The 23934-nt window shown below is 53.5% G+C and carries 27 protein-coding genes; 15 read left to right on the top strand and 12 right to left on the bottom strand.

From position 1 onward, the window contains the following. Positions 1-99: 99 nt before the first annotated feature. Positions 100-933, top strand: coding sequence for an SDR family oxidoreductase (locus tag C7459_RS17560; protein WP_211320419.1), 834 nt, complete (start codon positions 100-102; stop codon positions 931-933). A 53-nt stretch (positions 934-986) separates the two neighbouring features. Here C7459_RS17560 and C7459_RS17555 read toward each other — a convergent pair whose 3' ends face one another. Further along, positions 987-2981, bottom strand: coding sequence for a beta-propeller fold lactonase family protein (locus C7459_RS17555; RefSeq protein WP_109690592.1), 1995 nt, complete (start codon positions 2979-2981; stop codon positions 987-989). 7 nt (positions 2982-2988) lie between these two features. Further along, a complete protein-coding gene (locus C7459_RS17550) occupies positions 2989-5064 on the bottom strand; it encodes a hypothetical protein (protein ID WP_109690591.1) in 2076 nt (691 codons plus the stop codon). Between the two features lie 190 nt (positions 5065-5254). On the opposite strand from C7459_RS17550, the gene C7459_RS17545 reads away from it, so the two are divergent. From C7459_RS17545 to C7459_RS17535, 3 genes are all read left to right on the top strand, one after another. Then, positions 5255-6388, top strand: coding sequence for a PepSY-associated TM helix domain-containing protein (locus C7459_RS17545; RefSeq protein WP_170119529.1), 1134 nt, complete (start codon positions 5255-5257; stop codon positions 6386-6388). 101 nt (positions 6389-6489) lie between these two features. Beyond that, entirely contained in the window at positions 6490-7632 is a 1143-nt protein-coding gene (locus C7459_RS17540; RefSeq protein WP_109690589.1) for a hypothetical protein, read from the top strand. Positions 7633-7668: 36 nt separating this feature from the next. Continuing rightward, on the top strand, positions 7669-7920 hold the full coding sequence (locus C7459_RS17535) for a hypothetical protein (RefSeq protein ID WP_109690588.1): 252 nt from the start codon (positions 7669-7671) through the stop codon (positions 7918-7920). 111 nt (positions 7921-8031) lie between these two features. Here C7459_RS17535 and paaD read toward each other — a convergent pair whose 3' ends face one another. The 5 genes from paaD to paaX form a co-directional block, all read right to left on the bottom strand. Further along, a complete protein-coding gene (gene paaD / locus C7459_RS17530; RefSeq protein WP_109690587.1) occupies positions 8032-8508 on the bottom strand; it encodes a 1,2-phenylacetyl-CoA epoxidase subunit PaaD in 477 nt (158 codons plus the stop codon). A gap of 13 nt (positions 8509-8521) precedes the next feature. Further along, the gene (paaC, locus tag C7459_RS17525; protein ID WP_109690678.1) at positions 8522-9337 is read right to left on the bottom strand and encodes a 1,2-phenylacetyl-CoA epoxidase subunit PaaC; all 816 of its coding nucleotides are present in this window, start codon (positions 9335-9337) and stop codon (positions 8522-8524) included. 32 nt (positions 9338-9369) lie between these two features. Then, a complete protein-coding gene (paaB, locus tag C7459_RS17520) occupies positions 9370-9708 on the bottom strand; it encodes a 1,2-phenylacetyl-CoA epoxidase subunit PaaB (RefSeq protein ID WP_109690586.1) in 339 nt (112 codons plus the stop codon). A gap of 18 nt (positions 9709-9726) precedes the next feature. Further along, a complete protein-coding gene (gene paaA, locus C7459_RS17515) occupies positions 9727-10677 on the bottom strand; it encodes a 1,2-phenylacetyl-CoA epoxidase subunit PaaA (RefSeq protein ID WP_109690585.1) in 951 nt (316 codons plus the stop codon). Between the two features lie 126 nt (positions 10678-10803). Continuing rightward, positions 10804-11619 (bottom strand): phenylacetic acid degradation operon negative regulatory protein PaaX, encoded by an 816-nt coding sequence (paaX, locus tag C7459_RS17510; protein ID WP_109690584.1) that lies wholly within the window; start codon positions 11617-11619, stop codon positions 10804-10806. A 157-nt stretch (positions 11620-11776) separates the two neighbouring features. Here paaX and C7459_RS17505 point away from each other — a divergent pair, with 157 nt between their 5' ends. Continuing rightward, positions 11777-12586, top strand: coding sequence for an alpha/beta fold hydrolase (locus C7459_RS17505; protein ID WP_109690583.1), 810 nt, complete (start codon positions 11777-11779; stop codon positions 12584-12586). 57 nt (positions 12587-12643) lie between these two features. Here the strand turns inward: C7459_RS17505 and C7459_RS17500 are convergent, their stop codons facing one another. Beyond that, the gene (locus C7459_RS17500; RefSeq protein ID WP_109690582.1) at positions 12644-13507 is read right to left on the bottom strand and encodes a GNAT family N-acetyltransferase; all 864 of its coding nucleotides are present in this window, start codon (positions 13505-13507) and stop codon (positions 12644-12646) included. A 181-nt stretch (positions 13508-13688) separates the two neighbouring features. On the opposite strand from C7459_RS17500, the gene C7459_RS17495 reads away from it, so the two are divergent. From C7459_RS17495 to C7459_RS17470, 6 genes are all read left to right on the top strand, one after another. After that, on the top strand, positions 13689-14807 hold the full coding sequence (locus tag C7459_RS17495; RefSeq protein WP_109690581.1) for a GGDEF domain-containing protein: 1119 nt from the start codon (positions 13689-13691) through the stop codon (positions 14805-14807). A 56-nt stretch (positions 14808-14863) separates the two neighbouring features. Continuing rightward, positions 14864-15571, top strand: a complete 708-nt coding sequence (locus tag C7459_RS17490) for a class I SAM-dependent methyltransferase (protein ID WP_109690580.1) — start codon at positions 14864-14866, stop codon at positions 15569-15571. Positions 15572-15698: 127 nt separating this feature from the next. Beyond that, on the top strand, positions 15699-16019 hold the full coding sequence (locus C7459_RS17485) for a hypothetical protein (RefSeq protein ID WP_109690579.1): 321 nt from the start codon (positions 15699-15701) through the stop codon (positions 16017-16019). A gap of 139 nt (positions 16020-16158) precedes the next feature. Beyond that, positions 16159-16596 (top strand): spore coat protein, encoded by a 438-nt coding sequence (locus C7459_RS17480; RefSeq protein WP_109690578.1) that lies wholly within the window; start codon positions 16159-16161, stop codon positions 16594-16596. Between the two features lie 31 nt (positions 16597-16627). Further along, complete coding sequence (locus C7459_RS17475) at positions 16628-16852, top strand: hypothetical protein (protein WP_109690577.1); 225 nt, start codon at positions 16628-16630, stop codon at positions 16850-16852. Positions 16853-16868: 16 nt separating this feature from the next. Next, positions 16869-17387, top strand: a complete 519-nt coding sequence (locus C7459_RS17470) for a spore coat protein (protein ID WP_245884612.1) — start codon at positions 16869-16871, stop codon at positions 17385-17387. A gap of 61 nt (positions 17388-17448) precedes the next feature. Here the strand turns inward: C7459_RS17470 and C7459_RS17465 are convergent, their stop codons facing one another. Further along, positions 17449-18054: a sterol desaturase family protein gene (locus C7459_RS17465; protein ID WP_109690576.1), complete on the bottom strand. Its 606-nt coding sequence runs from the start codon at positions 18052-18054 to the stop codon at positions 17449-17451. 93 nt (positions 18055-18147) lie between these two features. Here C7459_RS17465 and C7459_RS17460 point away from each other — a divergent pair, with 93 nt between their 5' ends. After that, positions 18148-19371, top strand: coding sequence for an MFS transporter (locus tag C7459_RS17460; protein WP_109690575.1), 1224 nt, complete (start codon positions 18148-18150; stop codon positions 19369-19371). Between the two features lie 141 nt (positions 19372-19512). On the opposite strand, the gene C7459_RS23455 is transcribed toward C7459_RS17460, so the two are convergent. Both C7459_RS23455 and C7459_RS17455 read right to left on the bottom strand, forming a co-directional pair. After that, on the bottom strand, positions 19513-19656 hold the full coding sequence (locus C7459_RS23455) for a hypothetical protein (RefSeq protein ID WP_170119528.1): 144 nt from the start codon (positions 19654-19656) through the stop codon (positions 19513-19515). Further along, entirely contained in the window at positions 19653-20981 is a 1329-nt protein-coding gene (locus C7459_RS17455) for a helix-turn-helix domain-containing protein (protein WP_109690574.1), read from the bottom strand. Before C7459_RS17455 ends, C7459_RS23455 begins: the two co-directional genes overlap by 4 nt. A 172-nt stretch (positions 20982-21153) precedes the next feature. Between C7459_RS17455 and C7459_RS17450 the strand changes: the two genes are divergently transcribed. The 3 genes from C7459_RS17450 (at position 21154) to C7459_RS17440 (ending at position 23328) form a co-directional block, all read left to right on the top strand. Then, entirely contained in the window at positions 21154-21498 is a 345-nt protein-coding gene (locus C7459_RS17450; protein WP_109690573.1) for a helix-turn-helix domain-containing protein, read from the top strand. Positions 21499-21735: 237 nt separating this feature from the next. Beyond that, entirely contained in the window at positions 21736-22122 is a 387-nt protein-coding gene (locus tag C7459_RS17445) for a hypothetical protein (protein ID WP_109690572.1), read from the top strand. Between the two features lie 129 nt (positions 22123-22251). Next, positions 22252-23328: a glycosyltransferase gene (locus tag C7459_RS17440; RefSeq protein WP_211320418.1), complete on the top strand. Its 1077-nt coding sequence runs from the start codon at positions 22252-22254 to the stop codon at positions 23326-23328. A gap of 108 nt (positions 23329-23436) precedes the next feature. Here the strand turns inward: C7459_RS17440 and C7459_RS23450 are convergent, their stop codons facing one another. Next, on the bottom strand, positions 23437-23826 hold the full coding sequence (locus C7459_RS23450) for a BclA C-terminal domain-containing protein (protein WP_281272788.1): 390 nt from the start codon (positions 23824-23826) through the stop codon (positions 23437-23439). Positions 23827-23934 lie beyond the last annotated feature (108 nt).

Here is a 23934-nt window from a genome sequence, read left to right as displayed (position 1 = left end):
CCCGTGTTTGCAAGCACTAGGCACTTAAAAGTTCTTACTATTTTAGTATGTATAAACGTGTTATAATTTAAAAAACGTATGGGGAAGAGGTTGATTTACTTGAAGGGAAAGGTTTGCTTAGTAACAGGTGGGAACTCGGGGATCGGCAAAGCCACCGCGCTTGAACTGGCCAAAAAGGGAGCTACGGTCGTCTTGCTCTGTCGAAGTCGGGAACGCGGCGAACTCGCGGTGCGGGCGATTCAGACGGACAGCGGCAATCCCCAAGTGGAGTTGCTCGTCGCGGATCTCGCCTCGCAAAAATCGGTTCGTCAGGCAGCCGAAGAGTTTCAGCAACGCTTCGAACATCTGCATGTGCTGGTCAATAACGCCGGCGTGTTTCTGCCCAATCGCGAGGAGACGGAGGAAGGGATTGAAAAGACATTTGCCGTCAACTATCTCTCACACTTCCTGCTGACCCATCTCTTGTTGAAACGCTTAAAAGCCAGCGCCCCCTCGCGGATCATCAACGTGGCGTCGAAGACCGCTTTTACCAACATCGACTTGGACGATCTCAACCTGACCAAGCGAAAGTACTCAGTCATGCGTGCGGTAGCGCCCACCAAGTTGGCGCTGGTCATCTTCACCAAGGAACTGGCGATGCGGTTGCGCGGCACACAAGTCACCGTGAACGCCTTGCACCCAGGGGTGGTCAAAACCAATTTGCTACACGACATGCCACGGTGGATGCAGGTGGCATTTACGTTCCAAGCGGTCGGGCAGGCTCAAGGGGCGAAAACCCCGGTCTACCTCGCCTCCTCAACGGATGTGGAGGCGGTGAGCGGTGAGTTTTTTGTCAATTGCAAACCAGCCAAAACCAATCGAATCTCCAACGATCCTGTGATCGCGCGTCGGCTCTGGGAAGTCAGCACGAAATTGACAGGCCTGCAGGATTGATCAGGAAAAAACCCCTTCGGCATGATCGCCGAAGGGGTTTTTGTGTCTCGTCGTTATTGCAACTCTTTCAAAAACTCCACGAGGTCTTTGAAATCCGATTCGGAGAGGTTTTGTGTCTTGTCATGATGGGTACCAGGGTGGGAGAACACTTCCTCCAGCGTTTTGGCGCTGCCGTCGTGGAAGTACGGGGCGCGGGAGTAGATCCCCAGCAAGGTCGGCGTATCGAACTGTTGCGGGGTGCGCGAGTTCTGCATGTTGCCGCGCGCGTCGCCAGCCGTTCCGACGTCCTTGGCGTTGGCGGTGACGACATCATGCAGTTTCGTGGTGTTGGTGATCGTCAGTTTGCCGTCGCTGCCGAGCGCGAGGTTGCTGTCGGTGTAGCCTGACCCTGCATGACACGTTGCACAGCCGGCCGTCTGGAACACATGCTGGCCGTTCTGGGCGGCGGTGGTCATCGTGCCGTCCGCGTTGCGATACGGGCTCTGTGGCACCGGAATCTGGCGGTCGTACTTGATGTAGGCGTCGAGGGCGTCGAACATTTTTTGCACCTCTGGAGGCAAGGGCTGGCTCGGGTCGAGCTTGGACATGCCGCCCATCTCGCCTTGCACAGTCAGGATGTAGTCGCCCATGTCGTCACGGGTGCCGTCCCACATCATCAGCCCGCTGTCCTTCAGACCCGCGTTGCTGGGGGTGCGGCGCAGTCCTTTGTCGGTGATCCAGACGTTTTTGTCCTGATACCCGAGCGCATGGCACGACGCACAGCTCATCCAGTTCTGGCCGGTGATGTCGGTCGCGTACTTGTCAGAGTTGGCGCTGTAGAAGATCTGTTTGCCCAGTCGCACTTGCTCTGGCAACGAGTCTTTGGCGATCAACTTCAGGGCGTCGGGGCTCATTTGCGCTTGGGCGTAGGCATCGCTACCGCCGGTCGTGAGTTTGGCGAGGTCGTGCGACATCGCGTTGTGTACGTAGATCGTCGAACCGTCTGGGGTGATCGCCATCCCGCGCGGGTTGTCGCCTGGCACACGGCGCACCAACTGCACAGCGTTTCCGCCGCGACGGGTGTCGAACACGAGGATGTCCTCACTGCCAGCGAACAGGACGTAGGCTTTCTCACCGTTCGGCAGGAACTCGACGCCGGTCGGGTTGGAGACGATCTGGGTTTTGTTTTGACTGTCGCGGATGTTCATCGCCTTGAACAGTTCCTTGCGCTGGTCGGGAAGCTCTTGGTCTGTTTGCACATCGAGCACGGAGATCGTCGGGAAGATCGAGGACTCGAATTGAATGTGCGTGTCGGTGTTGTAGAGATTGTGGGCAACCCACGCGACTTTGCCGCTCGGGTCGATCGTGATGCTCTCCAACTCCTCCGGCGTGCCTTGTGAAACTTTCTGGTCATGGTTCGCCGGTTCCGGGCTGTCGTGCAAGGTGATTTCCTTGCTGACCGCTTGCTTTTTGGTGTCGACGACCGAGATTAAACCGTCGAGGTAGTGGGTGACGTATAATTTGTGACCGTCTGCTGTCAGGGCGAGTGCATACGGGTTGTCATGGACTTGAATCTCCTTGGCGACCTTGCCCGCTGTGACGTCCAAGACGCTCACCGACTTGGAGCGGTAGTTGGCGACGTAGAGGTGGCTGCCGTCCAGATCGCTCAAGAGCCCGGCAGGCTCGACGCCGACCGGGATTTTTTGGGAAACTTTCTTTTTGTTGAGGTCGATCACATCGACTTCGTTGTCATACATCGCGGATACATAGAGGTACTTGCCGTTCGGGGAGAGTGCGAGGTTGCGCGGTTCCTTGCCAACTTCGATCTCCGCGAGTTTTTTGTTTTTTTCCGTGTCGACGATGGTGACGGTGTCCACGTCGACATTCGAGGTGTACGCATAGCGACCATCCGCAGACAGCACGACCGACCCGCTGTGGGTCGATGTGCTGCGAACGGTGCTATCGACAGGGGCTGCCGATTGCTGGCTGGTGGCGTACAGCGTGCCACCCCCGATGACAAGCAGCGCGAGCGCTGCGGTGAGCAGGTATTTGTTGCGCGTTTTGATCATGGCGGGCCTACTTCAACTCTGCATCGAGCAGGATCGGAGCGGTGCCGTTGGGGCCGCCTGCTTTTTGCAGTTGGTAAATGTGGTCTTGGTCGGAGTTGCCAGAATCGTCGCCTTCCTTATAAACGTCACCGGTGTCCCACATCTCAGATGCTTGCATGCCGTGGCCGAGGTCGATGCCATCGATCACGTTGTCGTAGAACTCGGTGTAGCGCTCGGTGAGGTTTTTCAGGTTCAGCACTTCGGCAGCACCCGTTTGCGGTTGATCGTTTTTGAGATGATCGGTGCCCATGCGGAACATCGCGGAGAGGCCGCCAGCAATCCACGGGGTGTATTTGTATTCACTGCCGTCCGCTTTGGTTTTGTAGAGTTTGTTGGTTTTGTCGTAGAACGCTTTGTCGGTCGCGAGGTAGAGGTCGCGCGCCGCTTGCTGGTACTTGCTGTCTTCGGTGGCGAGGAACGCGGCCGTCAAGCCACGGATGGCGCCGAGTTGGGCTTGCAGGGTTTTCACGCCGCTGTCTGCCTTGCCCGCTTGCAGGTCATAAGAGTTGGCGACGAGGCCGTCCTTGCTGTCGATCAGGTTGGTGATCAGGAAGTCGCCTTGGCGCTTGATCATGTCGAGCGCCGCCTTGCCTTCCTCCGTGCCGAGGCCCTTCGCACTCTCACCGCTCGCGTAGCCGACCGGGAGACCGTCGATGGCGCGTTGGAAGATGCGCAGCGATTCCATCGTGTAGCCCACGTTGAACGGATCGACCGTGTTGCCTTGGGCTTTGCCATCGTTTTCACTGACCAGCGAGCCCTTGTCTGCGTTCCAGTGCATCGCTTTCAGGTTGGAGAACACGTTGAGCAGGATGTCGCGGTTGACGGAGTACGGATCGGTCGCTTTGACATCATTGTCGGTTTTGTCATCGAGGTTCGCCGCAGGTGCAGAGGCGAACGGTGCGCCGTCAAATACCCCTTGGAACGCCGGGTTGAGGTTCGGGTTGGACGGACGTTGGTCGGTCGTGCCGTAGAATTCAGAGGCCGGCCAGAGCAGGCTCCACTGGTCGGAGAGCAGGCTGCGGGCATCGGTGACTTTCAGGGAGCCTGCTTTGTAGAGACCGTTGCTGCCTTCTTCGGTGACTTCGATTTTATGCGGGAGGTACACGAAGCCTTTGCTCGGGTTGTATTGGCTGCCCACTGCCGGGGTCAGCTTGCCCGTGGACGCGTCATAGAACAGGTTGTCGCGGATGTAGGCGAGCTTGTTCCAGACTTCCTCTGTCAGCAACATGCCTTGGAAGCCGTCGGTGGAGGAGACCCCGAGGCGGAGTTTGCCGTCCTTGTCTGCGTCCGCGCTGGTCGGTTCGGTCTCTTCATCTGCCTCGGTGCTGTGCATGTTGCCGAGGAAGTCACCCAGCCACAGCGCTTGCTTGAGAAAAACGCCGCCATACGCCGACGGGATCAACGCTTTTTCCATCTTGTCGCGGTTCCAGCGGGTGGAGGCGAAATCGACTTGGATCATCGGGGTGTAGACGCCGTCTTTGGCATCGCCAAACTTTTTCAGGTCGAGTTTCTGCGGGTATTGCGGGTCGCCGCTGGCATACTCGATCATCGTCGGGTACATGTTCTGGAAGATCTCATCCTGGTTGTATCCGGTTGCGTCCGCAAGTTCTTGGAAGCGTTTCGCCAGCGATTCAGCACCGTTGGCTCCACGGGTGAGGTTGATCGGACCATTGATCAGATGCAGGCCGAGACCGGACTTTTCCACGACTTCGTACATCGCTTCCTCCGAGTATTCGTAGGACTTGATCCCAGCTGTGTAGTCGAAGGGGGTCGGATCGTTGACTTTCTGCGGGTCCAGCAGATCGAGGTTGAGACCAAGGCGCTCTGCCATCGGTTCGCCAGACAGCTCGAACTCTGCGTAGGCCATCATGTTGCCAGCTGTGTCAAATGTTTGGCCGGTGCGAGTCAGCGCTTTGGCTCCGCTGCCTTTGCCCGGTTCAGCAGATGCTTCTGGTTTCTCACCGGTGTTGCAACCGACGAGGGTGGTGGCGGTCAAGCTCATCGCGAGCACAGCAAGGAAAGCATTGCGTTTCGATCTATTCATGAGTTTATTCAGCTCCGTAACATTGAGAATGATTATCATTCATAATTGTATGCTTGATTTGGCTACGCGTCAACATTTGATTTTGGTGCTTGACAGGAATGACAGGGAGATATTAGCATGAGGGACGTAATTGAAAATGATTCTCATTCGCATAGTACGACTGAGACGGATATGGGGAAGGGGTTTCGGAATGAAAAAATGGATGTTGAAGCTTCATTTAGGACTGAGTTTGGTGGTCGGGGTGTTTTTTGTTGCGATCTGTTTAAGTGGCAGTGTCTTGGTGTTGCGAGAGGATCTCAAGCAATGGGCGCATCCCGAACTTTATGAAACAACGGCGGGGCGGGTCCCATTGGAACTCATCAAGACCAACGCGTTGCAGGAACTTCCCGGTTCGCGCATCACCTTGTTGGAGACACCGGAGGCGGCCGACGGCCGTTTTCATGTCCGCATGACCCAGGAAGCGGACGGCAAGACCCAGAACCGCGACTTGTATCTCGATCCGGGCACGGGTCATGTGTTGGGCAAGACGGAGGGTGGCAACGGGGCCTTTCTGGACTTTATGATCAAATTGCATGAGTACTTGTTGTTGGGCGATGTGTTCGGTCGCCAAACGGCGCGTTATGTAGAGTCGGCGATGGGGGTAGGTTTAGCGCTTGTCCTGATCACAGGGGCGATCGTCTGGTGGCCAGGTCTGCGCAAGTTTGCACTCGGGTTCAAGATCATTCGGAAAAAAGGTCAATTGATGCTACAACGTGGTCTGCACAAGTCGCTCGGGATCATCTCGGTACCGTTCCTGCTCGTGTTGGCGTTGACGGGGGCATCGTTTACCTTAGACAAGGATGTGTTCGGCTGGTTTGGCGCATCGGCGCGTGAGGAAGCACCGAAAGCGGCGCTGAAAGCAACGCCGAGCGGGAAGGAACTGACGTTGGACCAACTGGTGGCGAACGTCCAGCAAGCGCATCCGAACACCCAACTGATGCGGATCTCGCTGCCGAAAGCGAAGGATCAATCGGTGCGCCTGTTCCTGGAGGAAGGCTACAGCCCGACACGCACAGGCAACACGAATGTCTATGTCGATCCTTACGCGGGCAACCTGCTGTGGAAATCCAATCCCGCCTCGGGGCTGAACACCTACACGACGTGGCGAGCTGGCTTGCACTTCGGAACGTGGGGCGGGACGTTCTCGAAGTTGTTGTATGTGCTGATCGGCGTGCTTCCGCTGTTCTTCATGGTGACGGGGCTGACGATCTGGGCCTTGAAGGCGAAGGTTCGCCGTCAAAGTCGTCGCAAGCAGGTCGCGACAGGACGATCGGTCACAACTTGATGAAGTTCGTGAAAACCTTTGCAACCGTTGTTGCAAAGGTTTTTTTGGTTCGAGATCGCCCGTGATATAATGAATGAAGACTTATCCTGCGGGGTGCTCGAATGAAATCACAAGTAAAATCGACCAAAGCGACGGAAATAGACAGTCAGAGTCGTGTAGGCGTTACACGCGGTACACCGACGAACCCGATCTTGCAGTTGCAAGCGCTCTACGGCAATCGGGCGGTTACCCAGCTCTTGCGGCAGGGGGTACCTGTGCAGTTTGGGAAAAAGAAAGGTGGCGGGAACGCGAACGGGGGCAAGGGAGGAGGGAAAGCGCAAGTCGAGGAGGCAGAGGAATCCGCTCATGAGTCGGAGGAATCTGCAGACGAAAATGTTGCGCTCGGTCAAGGAATGCGTGCCATCAAACAAGTGCTTGAAAACATCGCCAATACGGTCGCTGAAAAAACTGGTGATGAAGTGGAAGAGATACTGGAGGAAATTCCGAACTATGTATCGCAAGCAGGTGACGCATACGGAGACGATTATGGCGCTGCGAACACAGAATCGGAGTATGAAGTGCTAAATACCTTGGAAGGTGAAGTGTCTACGCTCATCAATCAGGTGAAAATGGCGGCTGAGGCGAGACTTGCCACAATCAAGCAGGCTGCATGGTCCGCGTGGACAAAAGACCTGGGGGACAGAGGACTGCGCAATAGTTGGACTAAGCAACAAGGCGATTGGACGCAAATTCTAAAGTTCCCTCGACCGGTTCCAGATCCGGATCGAGCGAATTGGCAGGCAGATTTTGCAGCGTATGGAATTTGGGAGGCCGCACTCCCCGCCGACATGGATGCTTATTATGATAATCGAGCTACCTTGCGAGCCGAATTTACAACGCAAAAAAATAGGATCGACACGTGGTATTACCACCTGAGCAACATGCCAACGGACGGCGTGCATCATAAACTTATCTTCAATGATCCGAGTCATGTGCGACTTCATGAGAATGACAATTCTGCGAAGGAAATTCACGGTATCTTCTCGGGCGATGCGATCCTGATGACGGAACTCGCTTGGAAGAACAAAGGCGGAGTCGTCGCCACTTCGACTGCTACTGACGATACCTACCGCATCCCGTTCCCGAATGCAGGTACGCAGGGGGGACGACCCACAAAGCCTGGGTTTGGTCAGGTGTTGAACTATTTGACGATCATTACAGAATCAGGAAATCGCAAAGTCATCACGGCATATCCTTCCCTCTAGACTCAAACGCGACAAGTAGAAGGAGCGAACTGCAACATGAACCCGTATCCTCATCGCACCGAGTGGTGCCCTAGATGCAACCAAGGCTGGGTGGAAATTCGCAAGGAAGTGGAGCGTGGGACGTTGTTTGTACGCTGCAGCGAGTGCCTCGTGCAGTGGCATCATCCCGCAGAGGCGAAAGACTTGGAGGCGGGATTCCGCAACCACTACCAAGAAGCAGTGGAGCCGACGAGTGACGAAATTCGCGCCAAGCAGTGGGAGCTGTATCTCGTAGAACCACAAGGTTGAGAAGCATCAGCAAATGCTTCCATGATAACGAAAAGAAACCGTCAAGCTCGCTTGACGGTTTTTCTCTGCGTACCTCTTACGCGCCCGCTTGCACAGCAAGGGCGTTTTTGCTTAGACGGGCTTCATCGCTTCAAACGGGTTCTTGCACTGCTCGCAATAGAGGATGCTGCGGCAGGCAGCGGGGCCGAAGAGGTTATCCATCCGCGTCTTCTCAGATCCGCAGAACGGGCATGTGACTTCCCAGATCTCCTCGAGTTGGAGCAGGTCGGACTGTGGCGGAGGCGCGATCCCAAAGGCGGTCAGCTTCTCGCGGCCGACTTCCGTAATGCGATCGGATGACCACGCCGGCTCGAACACGAACTTGACTTGTACCTCTGTGATCCCATCGACAGGGGTCAGCTTCTCCACGATATTGCGCTTCATGATCTCCAGCGCCGGACACCCGACAAAAGTCGGCAACACCTCGATGTTCACGAGACCGTTCGCGACCGACACTTTGTTGACCATCCCCATCTCGACGAGCGAGACGGTGGGGATCTCTGGGTCTTTGACGTCTTGGAGGATCGTCCAAATGGTTCCTTCCGTCATCGTCAGTGCCCCCTTACCAAGCTGTGGATGGATCGAGGCGGTACACGGCGGACAGCGTGTTCAGCGCATCGGTCAGGTCCGCGGTATGCTCACCAGAACGTCCGTCCAGCGCCGGGGTTGGGAATGCGACCGGCACGGTCAGGCCGTTTTTGCCGAGTGCATCGGTCGCTTTTTCCAACCAGCGTTGCTTGAGCGTCGCTTCGTCTGCGATCAGACCGAGGGTGACGATCTGCTCTGCCTGTGCGCCGAGCGAGAAAAGTCCGTCGATGTCTACCCAGACAGTCTCCAACGCGTGTTCGAGGCGTGTGCGGGATTCGGTGCTGCCGTTGACCAGATGCTTGGTCCACGTCTGCCAGTGCATCAGGTGGTAGCGCAGTTCGGTCATCATCTTGCGCGCCGCTTGCATCAGCGGCACGTAGGAGGAGTGCATCAGCGCTTCCAAGCGCACCCACTTGTACAATTCATACATATAATTGCGCGCGACTGCATAGGCCCAGTCGTACTCGGGTTTGTTCAGGTAATGGCCGGTGCCGTTCGGGCGCTCGACGAGCAGGGCGTTGCGGAATGCCTCAGGCTTGCGCAGTTGCGCAAGATCGTCGGCAGTGCCAAGGCCCAATTCTTCGAGCATCTCGTAGAACATCACCGCGTGCCCCATCGTGTCTTGGGACATCGAGGAGAACGCCACGTCCTCCTCGATGTGCGGAGCCAATCCTAACCATTCCGAACCTCGGTACGCCAGAATGAAGTCGTCATCCGCCAGTTGGAACAGCAGTTCTTGGAGTGCTTGGAGATAGGTGGTGTCTTGCTTCGCTGCTTGTGCCGTTTCCATGCGCAGGTTCTTCACGTGGAATCCTCCCTCAACTACTGGTTGTTCGTTTGGTTTTGTTCGTAGCGCTCGCGGTGGGCGCGCCACTTCGATTGCAGGTCGCCGTAGCCCTTGGTCTCGCGGTACGCCTTGTTGTCGAGGCGTTCGAGGTATTGGCGCTCCTCCGGCGGGCAGACGTAGATGTCGTCGCGCTTGACCACCCAGATGTTCACGACCGCGTCGCGGCGCAGGAAGTTCTCACGCGCCATCGTCATCGCCACTTCATGGTTCGGGGCGAGCAGGCTGAATTGGTGGGCAAAACTGGAGGTATGCGTGCGTTGGCTGAACACCTCGTACACGTCGAAGGTCTGTTTCGAATTGGTTTGTTCGCTCATGATCGGGTCCCCCTCGCTCTAAATCGCCTGTTGCGTGTTGTTCAGCAGGGCATCGCGCACCCATTGCGCCTGTTGGTAGGACAGTTTGCGCAGGTCGAGGCGCGAGACGGAGCACGGGCCGTGACCGGTGACGATCTGTTTGAACTCGTTCCAGTCCGGTTGCTGGTAGTGCCACTTGCCTTCGGTTTTGTCATAGCGGATGGTCGGGTCTGGCAGGGTGAGGCCGAGGTGGAAGATCCGCTGTACGTATTTGTCAAAGAACGCCTGTCGGAGTTCTTCGTTGGTTTGCGATCTGATTTTGTAGGCCATGTTCTGCTGTTGGTTCGAAGAGATCTTGCCATCCTCCGGCGGGCCAAAGAACATCAAGAGCGCTGGCCACCAGCGAGTGACCGATTCCTGCAACATCGCGCGTTGCTCCGGCGTGCCTTCTGCAAGCGCCAAGACGATGCTCTCGCCGTGCTGCGCATGGAATTTCTCCTCCGCACAGATCCGGTACAGCGCACGAGCATACGGCGCGTAGGACGTATCCAACGACATCGTCTGTGTGATGATCGCCGCACCGTCAACCAGCCAACCGATCACGCCAGCATCGGCCCACGTCGGAGCTTCCATATGGAACACATTGTGAAATTTCAGACGGCCGGTGAAGAGGTCTTCCAAGAGATCTTCGCGGTTTTTGCCAAGCGGTGCGAGCAGGTCTTCGGCAACGCGCAACAGCAGTTGGCCGTGGCCCATCTCATCCTGTACTTTCGCCATGATCGCGAGCTTGCGGCGCAAGGTCGGGGCCTTGGGTACCCATTCCTTCTCTGGCAGTGCGCCCATGATCTCCGACATGCCGTGCATGGAGATCAGCTTGATCAACTGTTGGCGATAGTCGTCCGGCATCCAGTCGTCCGCTTCGATTTTGCCCCCGTGCTCGATCTTGTCGAGGAAGGCTGCGCGTTTTTCCTCATACGTTTGTGCGATCATCTCTCGAATCCCCCTTCGAACGTACTACGTTTTTATAACGCTATCATAACATTCCGTTATATAGTTCGGCAAGAAAGCGCTTACGAATTGGACGCAAAAAAGAGAGGGGGGCGTCCCTCTCTCTTTTTACCCCAGCGGAGCGGATTCGTACATCGTCTCGAAAAAGCGCTTCGCACCTGGATCGAGCAGCGTATACAGGGCGCTGAACAGGTTGTCGGCTTCACGGCCCAGCCACAACTCGGGCAACAGTTCTTCCGGCAGATCAGGGTCGATGAACAGGAATTTGCGGTATTCGTGTACGAGCTGCGTTTTTTCCACAAAACAGCGGTTGTCGGGCAGGTCTTGTGCAGGTTGGAGGGCTTGAAGCTGTGGGCGATAGGTCTCGATGAACGCCCGGTAAGAGGCGTTGATGCCTTCCAAGTCCCAGCACTTCGCCACCAACTGTTGCGGCTCGCTCCAGCCTATATGTGCGGCGGTGAACAGCTCGACATGTTGGGTTATCGCGTAGGTTTCGGTGAGCTCCTTGACTTGCTCTGCCAAATCGTTCGGGGAAAACCACGTGGAGTTGGTCAGCAGGCCGAAGCCGAGGAAGCTAAGTTCCTTGCGAAACTGGTCGCGCAGGTGACGGCGTTCCTCCGGGATGTTGTAGGAGATCATGCACCAGCGCTGGTTCCAGCCCTCCGCCTGACGCGGGTAGATCCGTTTGGCGGCCTCGTCGAGCCGCTTTTGCCCGCGCGGGGACATCGAGTAGTAGCTGCGATTGCCGATCTTGCGCGAGACCAGCCAACCTTGGCGTTGCATCCTGGAGATCGCGGCGCGCACAGCTTGTTCCGTCATGCCAAACTCGCCGAGCAAGCGGGTCAGGCTACCGATCCAGACCTCGTTGCCATAGTGGCGGACGTATTCTCCATATATGGTGAACAGCATCGATTGTGGCTTCATTTGCATCATTCACTCCGTCAGTTAGTGTACTCACACCTGAGAGGTTACTATGATTTGGAGGGATAGGCAACCTGCCAGTTTTTGATATCCATCTGTGCGCAGAGATGTGTATACTTCAAGTAGGGACGTTTTTCTAAAAAATGGAGGTTTACTCAACATGGAACTCAACGGAATCACATTGGCTTACGACGTATATGAGAAGCAAAACGCACCGGTGCTGGTGCTGATTCATGGCTTGGCCTCGACCAAGGAATCGTACAACCGCACGATTCCTTTTCTGACCGAAAAGTTCCACATCCTGAGCCTCGACCTGCGCGGACATGGTGAATCCAGTCAGGTGGGGCCGTATACCAATGAGCAGTTGGTGGACGACATCCTCGAAGTGTTGGATTATGAAGGGATTGAAAAAGCGACCTTGGTCGGCGGATCGTTCGCAGGCGCACCGGTGCAACAGTTCGCCGCAAAGTACCCAGATCGCGTTGACAAACTCGTCCTGCTGGACGGTGGGTTTGCCCGCAATGTGGAGATGCCAGGCGCTGATCTGGAGGCGTTGCAGAAGCGCGAGCCGTTCTCGACCTCCACGATGGAGGAGATGATCGCTGGCGTTCGCCAAAGTTACGGGGAACATGTCACCGACTTCGTCGACGAACAAACCCGACGTGAAACGGTGCAAAAAGACGACGGGCGCGTCTATCTCGCCCTGCCGCATGAAGCATTTGTCTCGTATGCCTCAGAGTACTTTACATTCTCCTTGGACGAATTGGCTGCGACGTTGAAGACCCCCGTGTTGGTGTTGCAAGCTGCGAATCGACCGGAGTTTTATGACACCGCCCTGCAAGCCTATCTGGAAAAATTCCCGCTCGCCCAAGCGGTCAAGATCCCGAACTCGCCGCACCCGCTGATGGTTTCACACCCACAGGAAGTGGCCGACTACATCATCCGTTTCACTGAAGGCAAGAGTCTCTAAGTCGGAAGGTAGAGAAAAAAGGAAGCCCTGAGGGGCTTCCTTTTTTATAGGTCGGTTTTATAAAGGCTTTTTATAGTAGCGATACGCAGACAGGATATCAAAACCGCTGGTGGTGTAGAGGTGTAGCCCGCGCTCGTTCTCGGTGACGACCTCGAGTTCAATCTGCGTCCGCCCTTCCTGACGCAACAGCTCCACACATTGGGTGAGAATCTGACGACCATAGCCGTGGCCTTGCTGCTCAGGCAACACCGCAAAACAAAACACGGCCGCGTGATCGGTGCCGATGCGCTGGACGCGCAACATCCCGACCGGCGTCCCCTCGTGCAGGGCGAGGTAGGAGGTGCGATCCGGCGTGTTGGTGCGGTGCAACATGTTGCGGGTGATCTCCTCGGGATCTTCAAACGCTTGCGAGGCACAGCGAACCAAAAACTCGAAGTCCTCCGGGCCTGCTGCAGACAAGTGCAGGTGCGGGTTGCGGGCAAACGCCTGCGGCTCACGAGCCCAGTGCATGCTGTACTCCGCCTCGTGAAACTCCGTGCCGAGATGTTTCATCAAGCCCAGCCCGGATTGGGACGGAGCTGGCACGACATACAAGACTTGTTGAATTCCACATCGGCGCAGCTCGGCGAGCGCGGTGTTCAGCATCGCGCGGAACACACCGCGACGGCGATGCTTCGGATGTACCATCGAGATCACTTCGGCGACAAAACCGTCAAATGTATAGAAACACAGGTATCCAATCAACTTCTCCTCAGAGTAGCACAAGATGTCCCAGATGCCTTCGGTCGGGCGTTGGGGCAACGATTCGACGCCCGCTTTGATTTCGATCTGCTCCGCCGCGTTGCATACCCGTTCCAATTCCGCAATCGCGCTGATTTCCTCTGGCAGAAACGAAGATTTCATGTGGACTTGCAAAGTCATCCGCTCATCTCCCTACTATCGATTCACATCATTCAGTATACAAGCAGGGCGGAAATGGATCAATTGTATCGAGCTACGGCTCAACAGCCCGTAAAAATCGAGTCTCCATTTTTTAATTTCGAAAATATGAAAGTAAACTCTTTCTATTTTAAAATAAATTGTGTATTCTGGTGGTAATCAAGTGAAAGGCGTGATCGTCATGTTAACGACGTTGCGATACAGTGCAATTGCATACAGTGCGGTCGTAGTAATCATCTGCTTGCTCGTGCCCGATCTGATGGTCGAATCCTCGACGCGGCGCGTGCTGTTTGGAATTGGGATGCTCGGCATCTGTGTGTTTGCCTTGCGGGCGACGAAATTGCATTCATTTCGGGCCCCGAGGCTGATTTTGTACACGATGGGACAGTTATGTATGATCGGCTTGGTCTACCAAGCCACGCTCGTACACTTCGGCGTCGTGTTCTTGCATCTGGTGATCATCACCTACAGCTACGTCGCCAGCCAATGGAAGCGCGAGTGGCTAGGGGTGCTGCTCATCGTCCCCTCCTACCTGTTTATGCACACCATCGTCGCCCCGCATGAGGCCGGGTATGTCGGGTATTGGTTGTTTTTCGACTCGCTGGCACTCTCGATCGACTGTGGGATCGGTGCCTACTTGGGCAAAAAAGACCGCGAGATGGCCAATCTCGTCCGCCAATTGCAATCGGCTAACGAGTTGCTGCGCAAACGTTCTCTGATCGATCCGCTGACCGGTCTGTTGCAAAAAGACATCTTCCGCCAAGAAGTCGAGGATCGTTTGCAGTCGCTGTCAACGAGGGACCGCGGTTATCTGTTCTTTTTTGACATCGACGATTTCAAGCGGGTGAACGATACGTATGGTCACCCATTTGGCGACCTCGTGTTGCAAGCAGTCTCCTCCGTCCTCTTAGAGGAAGCGGCGGATCGCAACAACTCGGTGCATGGTGCTGCTCTCGGGCACGCCCACGGTGTCGCAGGACGTTTTGGCGGTGAGGAGATGGTGTTGTTTCTCTGCCATCTCGACGAGCAGAGTGCCCGTCAGCTTGCCGAGAGACTTCGTGTGCGCATCTCGCAGTTGCGCTTCGCTACCGCAGATGGCCACACGGTCACGATCACGGCCTCGATCGGAGTGTCAGGGGCTGGCCCAACCGGTGTGTACCAAGCGATGGTGGAAGGCGCCGACCAAGCGATGTACGCTGTGAAACGCAACGGGAAAAATGGGCATCGGTTCGATTCGGACGCTCCGTTGCATACAAATCAACATATGCAGATGATGACATAATGAAAAAACATGGTATTCTTATAGGAGTACAGAACATTATCGAGAAGGAGTCTATCATGAGCGAAACTCACAATTATGACCTGAAGCATGTCGTGTTCGTCGGTCGAACATGGCGAGACTATTCCCAGATGTTTAACCTGACCGAAGCGGATCTTCGTGGACGCAACGTCTTGGATTGCCCAGGTGGGGCCGCGTCGTTCACGATGACGGCGCGCGATCGTGGCTTCGATGTGACCGCTTGCGACATCGCCTACCACTTCTCGCCCGCAGAACTGCTGCCCAAGGGGTTGTCCGATCTGGAGACCGTGCGCCAATTGGTCGACGCTCATCCGAATGCGGCGGCGATGCGCGAGAAATTCCCACACTTCGCCAACATGGTCAACGAGATGACCGAAACGCTCCACGAGACGGTGGCCGACATGCAGAAGCACGGCTACGGGACGCGCTATGTGCCGGGCAGCTTGCCGAACTTGCCGTTCACAGACCAGCAGTTTGATCTCACGCTGTCGGGCAACCTGTTATTTGTCTACTCTGACCAGTTGGGTTTGGAGTTCCACTTGGAGGCGACCCGCGAATTGATGCGCGTCACTCGCGAGGAGATCCGGTTGTTCCCGCTGATCTCGCTCAACCAGCAGGTTTCTCCGTTCTTGCCCGCCGTGCTCGAACTCGCGGAAGCAGAAGGCTGGGGGCACGAACAAGTTCGCACCAGCTACGACCTGTTGGAACAGGGTACCCAGATGCTGGTTTTGCGCCGCTCTAAATGAAAAAACCTCTCCGCCTGTGCGCGGGGAGGTTTTTTTGTCCAGACCGGGCGTATGCCCCAAACGTTCTAGGCCTGTTGCTCATAGCCTGTAGGGAGCGTAGCGTATCGATCCTGAGGAGGAACCGAACATGAGCGAGCAAAACCCCAAGCACATCACCAAAGGTCTGAGCGACCTGCTGATCACCGACGTTTTCCTCAAGCACGGTGTCGAGCAAAAGCAGCGCAACTTGAGCCCTGAGCAAAAGGAACAAGTCCGCAACCTCGTGCAAGACCTGCAAGCGCAGGTGGAACAGTACCTGCAGAAAACCAGTGAGACCAAGCCGGTCATCACGCACAGCAACAACGTCCCGGCCAGTGCCTCGACAGACCCAGCGGTTGCGGAACAGACGGAGTCGAAACGCCCGCATCGTCGCCTCTCGTTGCCGAAAAAGAAGCAAGACAACAACTAAAAACACCAGCAACTCGCGAAAAGCCGTGACAGTTCCTGTCACGGCTTTCAATTTGTGTGTTTGTCGTAGGTCATCTGTCCCTACCAAGTCCAACCCGGCGGCAATAGGATATAGCAAACGCCAAGGAGGGATTCACCCCATGAGCAAAAAATGGTCTGCACTGGAAGGAACGGCACATCCGGCAAACTGCCACCACGATCAAGATGCAACGGTGGAGCAAGAGGCAACACAAGTATCGAAAACGGTGCAAGCATCGGAAGAACACATCATCATCCGCGATTCCTGCGAAGTACACGTTCACACGACGGATACCAAAGCAGCCGTCAACCTGCAAGCGGCCCTGCAACTTGCTGTCACACTGGTCCTGTCGATCACGATCGGTGACAGCGACGATGCGAACAAAGTGTCCCAAGAACTGTTGCAAAAAGTTTCCGTCAAACAACTGAACCACCAAAAAACCCTGATCGAGAACTCCCGTAATGTCCGCGTGACGACCACCGACACCGATGTCGCGGTCAACATCCAAGTTCTGCTCCAACTGCTGGTCGCTCTCGTTGCAAAATTGGACATTCTGTAATTTCTGTACCTTTCGGAGAGGAGCTCACGAGATGGAGGAAAATCCGCTGCTGGACCTGTTTGCCAAGCATCTCTTCAAAAACGTCAAGCGCCGTCGCTTGACCGAAGACGAGAAGCGACGCCTGCGCAACGTCACCCACGAGATCCAGACGCATCTGGACTCGTTGACCCGTGACAGAGGAACTGACAAGCAAAAAGCGAGTGCGAACAAACCACAAAAACCGCGTCGCCGACTCACCTTGCGCCGCAACGACTAAACCTGGAGGGATCACTGTGAAAAAGACATCGAAGAAAACCGCAGGCTCCAAGATGATTCGCCCGAGCTACAAAAGCCCGGTGAAAAGCAACCATTCCTACGCAAAAAAAGAAACGCGCGTCCATGACATCATCGATGCGATTGAAGTAGAAGGTTCCTTTGAAGACGCGGTTGAGCAAGAGGCGCGCCAAGTTGAAGAGACCTTCCAAGATTCGCATGAGTGCATCATCATCCGCGATTCCGAAGACGTCACCGTGCACACCACCAATACGCATGCCGCAGTAAATTTGCAGGCAGCCCTGCAATTGGCGATTGCCATCGTGCTCTCGATCACGATCGGGGATTCCCCGAACAGCGATTCGATTCTACAAGAACTCACCCAACGCACCGAAACCACCCAGCTCACGCGTCAAAAACTGCTGATTGAAAACTCCCATGACGTGCATGTCACCACGACTGACACCGATGCAGCGGTCAACATCCAACTTCTGCTACAAGTTCTGCTCGCACTGGTTGTCAAGCTCGACGTGCTGTAAGGTCCTGTGGAACCACGAGAAACCCCTCCGCGACTTGCGGAGGGGATTTCCTGTTGGGAGGCTAGAGATTGAGTTTGCGGGCGGTCGGGGACATCTCGACCGTCTTTTCGTCATGGAACGTGCCCATCAGGTAGTCCATCAGCGGATTGGAGACCCCGAACCAGAAGTGTTCGCTCTTGTAGTGATGCCAGAGGTGGACTTTTTTCATCCAGCGGCCCCACGGGGTGCGCGGCTTGATGGGACGGTGCGCCACGTAGTGAACCCACTCGTAGTAAAACATCCCGAGCACTCCGCCGAGCACGACGGACCACGTCAGGATCGCCTGGCCCGTCACGAGGTAGGCGAGCCCCCAGAGAATCGTGAAGTTCGGGATGCTGTACCAGAGCGGCAGCAGCAGCAGGTGCAGTTCATTGGGCACTTCGTGGTGGTCGTAGTGCAGACGGTGGAGCAGTTTGCGCAGTCGTTCATTGCGTGGCGGCTTCATGTGGAAGAGATAGCGGTGCGTCGTGTACTCCGTGGAGAAAAACAGGAGTGCGCCGACCAGCGTTGCGACCCAAGTCTGCCACTCGGCCCAATGTGCGCCAAGCAGTGCGGCGGTTGCGACGATAAACAACAGGATTGCGGCGATGCTCAGATGACCAAAAAATTCGCGCAGGTATCGAGTCATAAGGATTCCGACCTTTCTGAAAGTTTCATCTCCAGCATAGCACAGACAGGACTTGTCTGACACTGCGAAGAAGTAGGGTGTTGAGGTGACGTAATGCTGACCATTTTACAAGACCGTCGCATGCTGTTTCTGCTCCTCGCCAACATCCTCTCGTCGATCGGGTCTGGCATCACGATGCTCGGCGTGCCGTGGCTGTTGGTGAATCGTGCAGGGGGCGAAGCGGTATTTGGGTATATGACGTTAGGGACGACGATGATTCTCTTTTTGGTCTCGCCGTATATCGGTGTGATCGTCGATCGCTTTTCACGCAAGCAGGTGTTGTTGTTTTCGGAGGTAGTTGGTGGTAGCATCGTGTTCTGCATGGCGCTCTGGGGCGCACTGGCTGGACAGTATGAGACGTGGCAATTGATCACGACCTACTTTGGTGGATCGTTGTATTATTCCTTGCACTTCACGACGCAGTTTGCGTTCACACAGGAGATCTTCAACCGGGAGCAATACCAGATGCTCAACGGCATCATGGAAGTGCAGAACCAGACCGCGTCGATGATCGCTGGAGCGCTGGCCTCCGTGTTGCTCGATCGCATCGAGCTCTCGACGATCTTGATGTTTGACGCTGCGACGTATGCGGTCGGGTTCCTGCTGTTCCTCGGCATCCCGTACAAGCGGGCACAGCGTCCGGCAGGTCTGGCCCCGATATCCGTCTGGCGCAACATCAGCGAGGGCTATCGCTATCTCCGGGAGAAGCCCTTGTTGACCTTGTTCTTGACCTGTTCGTTCATGACGTTCCTCGTGTTGATGGTGGGCAACTACTTGTTCCCGATCTATGTGACGCAGGAATTGCAGGCGGGTGCGGATGTGTTGGGGCTGGCCGATATGTGCTATGCGATCGGGGCGATCCTCGCAGGGTTGTCGATTCCGGTGTTGGTTCACCGCCTCGGGGCGTTTCGGTCGATCGTGCTGACGTTCTCGTCGTACACGGTGGCGATTGGGCTGATCGGTTTCTTCCCGCTGACGTGGCTGTACATGGCATTGAAGCTGTTGTTGGGCTGGGGCAATGCCGGGACGCGGGTGGCGCGGAACACGGTGATGATGGAGTTGGTGCCCAATGCCTTGATGGGACGAGTGAATTCGTTTTTCAATGCGTTTGGCATGGGGACGCGTGTGCTGTTGCTGGCGATCTTCACCCGCACGATCGCGACGACGGGGCCGGCGCTCTCGCTGGTGATCTGTTGCGGAATTCTCGGGGTCTGCTTCGCCGGAGTGTTGGCGGGGAGGAAGTTGTTTGGAGGAAAGGAGAAGACCTCAACCGCTTGATGCGGGTGAGGTCTTTTTTTGAGCTATTTTTTGTCGAGCAGAACCAAGTGTGTGGAGAACCAGGGGTCTCCTGTACCCACGTATCCAGACATGTAATAATTTCAAAGGGAAAGAAAAGCACCCAAGAATGGGTGCAATTTATTATACTTCTTTGGTTGTTGATGCAATGGTTAGTGGTTCGCCGCCACGGTCATACGCAACTTTCAACGGATCGTTCTTGTCAGCGAAGTGAAAGACTCCGACCAGTAACAAACAAACAAAGCCATACTTCAAGACTCGTTTCATAAAATGGAAACCTCCTGTGATATCGATTCTAAAAGTTCGTTCCGTTGACGTTCTAGTTTGAATGCATTTTCTAAGTTTCCTAGTTCGTGATAACTGTCAACAGCAATCTTAAGAGAATCGATTTGGTCACGTATCAGATCCATTTTACCAAATATAGATGAAGATATTAAGGCGGCATCTATGGACTGTTGATGTTCGCCTTGTGAATTATGGTAGCTGGCTTTCACGGAGTAAAAATCGGCAGCTTCGGGCGTTTCGATTAAGTCATGCATCACAATTAGTTCATTCACAGCAATCAAAACATTCCAACACTCAACAAAATTCTCTGTGCTTAGATAGACTCTTGCCATTTTGACTGTTGTATATGTCAATCCAGCATAATCGGCTATTTCGTCAAAATATGTTTCGGCTTCTTTCAATTCCTGCAGTGCTCTAAGCGGGTCATTTAAAGCAGTAATTGCAGTTGCATAGCTTATTTGTACCTCAACAATCCACTTTTTGAGATTCATCATTTGGAATACTGACTTAGCTGATTCAAAAGCCTGTGAAGCGAGGTCGTAATTCTTGCCAGCCTTGTAACTAAGACCTTGTTCAAGAAGGCACTGTCCAAGTTGCCAGAGGTCTTGCCGATCCTTAAACAGTCCTATGGCGCGTTCGAAAAAGGGGATGGAAGTCTTAAACATTCCTTTTCGTCGCAGAGTCATACCAACATTATAAGATATTTTCGCTGCCAGAAAATCAAATGTTTCGAATCTGGGTGTTAAATCAAATGCTTTTTGATAGTTGTAGTAGGCGGACGTAAAGTCGTTTTTCTTGAAAAAGTTGCTCCCCAATTTATTACGGAGCCAAGCCAACATATGAGCATCATGATAATTTGCGTTCTCTAAGCGCTCCACTAATGGTTGTAGGATGCTGAGAGCCTCGTCATACCTCGCTTGTTGATACCTGCACTCAGACAGATGAACAGCGAGCGAGATCCTATCCTTTTCGGTTAGATCAGGGTGGTCCATTAACTCTTTGACAAAAAGTTCTGCTTCCTCTGGTTGGTTACGCTCCAACAAAGCCTCAATAAGGCGAATCCGACTGACCAACTCCATACGTTTGTCTTCCTCTTGTAAAAGCTCATATACCGGAATCTTGAATGCAGAGGCCATTTTGGTAATCATCTCAGGAGATGGTGCGTATTTATCGTTTTCAATTTTGCTAATCCAGCCATCCGTAACTTTACATATTTCTGCTAGGTATGCTTGGGACATCTCGCGCTCGGTGCGAAATCTTTTGACCCTTTCTCCAAGAGTCTCTTTTGTATGTAAAGGAAGGTTCACATCATCACCTCGTTTTATAACATTCAGAACTATTATACGATAATTCTGTTAAGTAAACAACAATTGATATAAGACTGACTTGTCTATTAGTGAGTGCAAGCACATTCAGGAATTGCTCCATGTGACAAATCAAATGTAGACTCATCACATAAAATGATGCGAGGTGAGTTCATTGAATCCGAATATTCTAGGCCAACGAATCAAAGAACTTCGAATGAAAAAAGGGTTGAAACAACAGGAACTATCCGAAGGGATTTGCACACCTAGTATGGTCAGTCAGGTGGAGAGTGGACGAGCACGTCCGTCCCATGACGTCTTGGTCGGGATCGCGGAGCGGCTTGACGTCTCATTGGAGTTTTTGCTGGCAGATGCCAACCTCAACATGAAGGTCTCCAGCAAGTACAAAATGGCACGGGGGTTTATCGCCAGCCGACTTTATCGCACGGCGGCGGAGCTTCTTGAAGAAATTTTGTTGGAGCCAGATGCGAGGACTCCTGCAGTGGAAGTCAAGATTTGACCTAGCTGGAGAACCCGCCCAAGGTCGGTTCTGCCTATTTGAGACTGGCGCAACTGTACGAGATTCTTGATCAGCATGAATCGGCCTTTCAAGTCTGCGAACAGGCGAATGAGTGGTTACCTAGCCCACATCCAGACAGATATGAACTGTATCGTGTCTGGGCATGGGCCGCCTTCCAAAATGGTGATTGGGATCGTGCCAGGGAACTGGAATCGTGTAGCAAGGAGGGGGGATCGCATGGGATCGAGCATAGAGAAGTCAATACAAGCAGTGACGGTGAGATGGGGCAATGAGGATGAGGACGGGGTATTCAAAATAAATGGCATTCTCGTATCGGAGAAAGTTGTCTTGGTGATTTTTGACGGTAACGTGGAGATTCATTACGTGGCACCCACGGACGATCCGTCAGAGTTTGAATTGATTCAGTGCTTCGGCCCTCTTTTCAGAGTGGGAGATAACGAGTGCGAGATTCCCGCGATCTTCGAGGACTTATATAAGCTCTCCGTGGTGGACTTTGCAAGGAAGTATCCTCATTCGGAGATGTTGGACTATTTGAAGGAGAACAATCTCCGTATTCCCGGTCTGAATGTCGAGAACAGGAGGTCGGGTACGATTCTACAATGAGGATTATTCGTGAATAATGCGTGGGTTCGGAAGAAACCATTAGCGGAAAAGTGCGGATAAATTATCCAGATAGCTCCTCACTTGCATATGTATGTGGTAGCAACATTACTGTTATTGGGGGGACTAAAGTTGAATACTGTTAGCCTTTGCATGATCGTGAAAAATGAAGAAAACACCATTGCATGTTGCTTAGATTCGGTCAAGGATCTCGTAGATGAAATCATTGTAGTGGATACCGGTTCAACCGACAGAACGAAAGAAATCTTGCGTAGTTATACCGATAAAGTATTTGACTTCCCTTGGATTGACGACTTTTCTGCTGCTCGGAATTTCGCTTTCCGCCATGCAACGATGGACTATATTTTTTGGTTAGACGCTGATGATGTGTTATTGGAAGATGATCGTAAGAAATTTTCATCATTAAAAGATACGCTCAATCCTCATGTCGATTCCATTTCGATGATCTATAGTCTTGCTACCGATGAGCATGGATCTGTAACATCCAGCCTTCGCCGGAATCGTCTTATAAAAAGGAAAAATCACTATAGGTGGCATGGGGCTGTTCACGAGTATCTTGAAGTTTGGGGGAATATAATAAACAGCGACATTACGGTCACCCATACAAAGGTACATCACAACTCTGACAGAAATCTCCGAATCTATGAGAGTCGTATGGCTCGAGGAGAAAAATTTTCGCCAAGAGATCTTTTTTATTTTGCCAATGAGTTAGTAGACCATCAATATCATGAACAGGCTATCGAATACTATCAGAAATTTTTAGAAACAGGACAGGGTTGGGTTGAGGACATGATTTCCGCCTGCGGAAAAATGGCCGATTGTTTTCAACACCTCGGCGATCATGAACGTGAACGGCAATCTATTTTTAAATCTTTTGAATATGATACGCCACGTGCAGATTTTTGCTGCAGACTAGGGTATCAGTTTTTAAATAAAAACCAGTATCCTTTAGCAGTCTTTTGGTATAAACTGGCGACACAACTAGATAAACCAGTGGAAAAATGGGGATTACTCAATCATGCCTGCTGGACTTGGCTGCCTCACTTGCAACTTTGTGTGTGTTATTCAAACTTAGGACAGTACAAACTTGCCTTTGAACATAACGAAATTGCTAGGAAATATGTTCCTACTCATGCGAGTGTTCTGCACAATAAGAGTTTTTTGGAGTCCATTTTTGAACAAAAGTAGTACTCCGAGTCTGTAGCCAGAATTCATTCAAGTTACAAAACGAAGGTAGTGTTCATTCTGGTTTAAAAAACAAAAAGGCGCTGAGAAGCGCCTTTTTGTTTTTTGAGGTTATTGTAATTTCAAAGCAACGATTGAGGCGTTTACATTTGTTTGAGTGCCTCCAGCCAAAGTTTGAAGTGTAACAGCTGAAGCGGAAGAGTGATTTCGAAGAGTAAGGACATCGCCTGCTGCAATAGCTATGATCGCCTGTCCGTTATTTTGCTGAGTACCTGCGCCTGATCCGTAAACAGTCCCGGCAATTGGGGCACCATTTAAAAATAGAGAGAATTGGTTAGGCTCTACACCCGACACTGAGAAATCAATCAGGTATTGACCCGGAGTTGTAAATAAGATCTGAGAAGTACCGGGGGCATGCGTAATTCCGGGTGTGATAAGGCCATTCGAGTCAAAAATAACATCGGCCTCAATCGGTACAACTTGAGCGCCTAGGTTATAAATGTACCCAAATTCGGATAATCCACCTGCTGCCCCAGTAGCCCCAGTAGCCCCAGTAGCCCCAGTAGCCCCAGTAGCCCCAGTAGCCCCAGTAGCCCCAGTAGCCCCAGT

Source organism: Tumebacillus permanentifrigoris, assembly GCF_003148565.1.
GTDB lineage: Bacteria > Bacillota > Bacilli > Tumebacillales > Tumebacillaceae > Tumebacillus > Tumebacillus permanentifrigoris.
The sequence above is the reverse complement of the archived record's forward strand: the minus strand, read 5'-3'. Positions and strand labels throughout refer to the sequence as shown.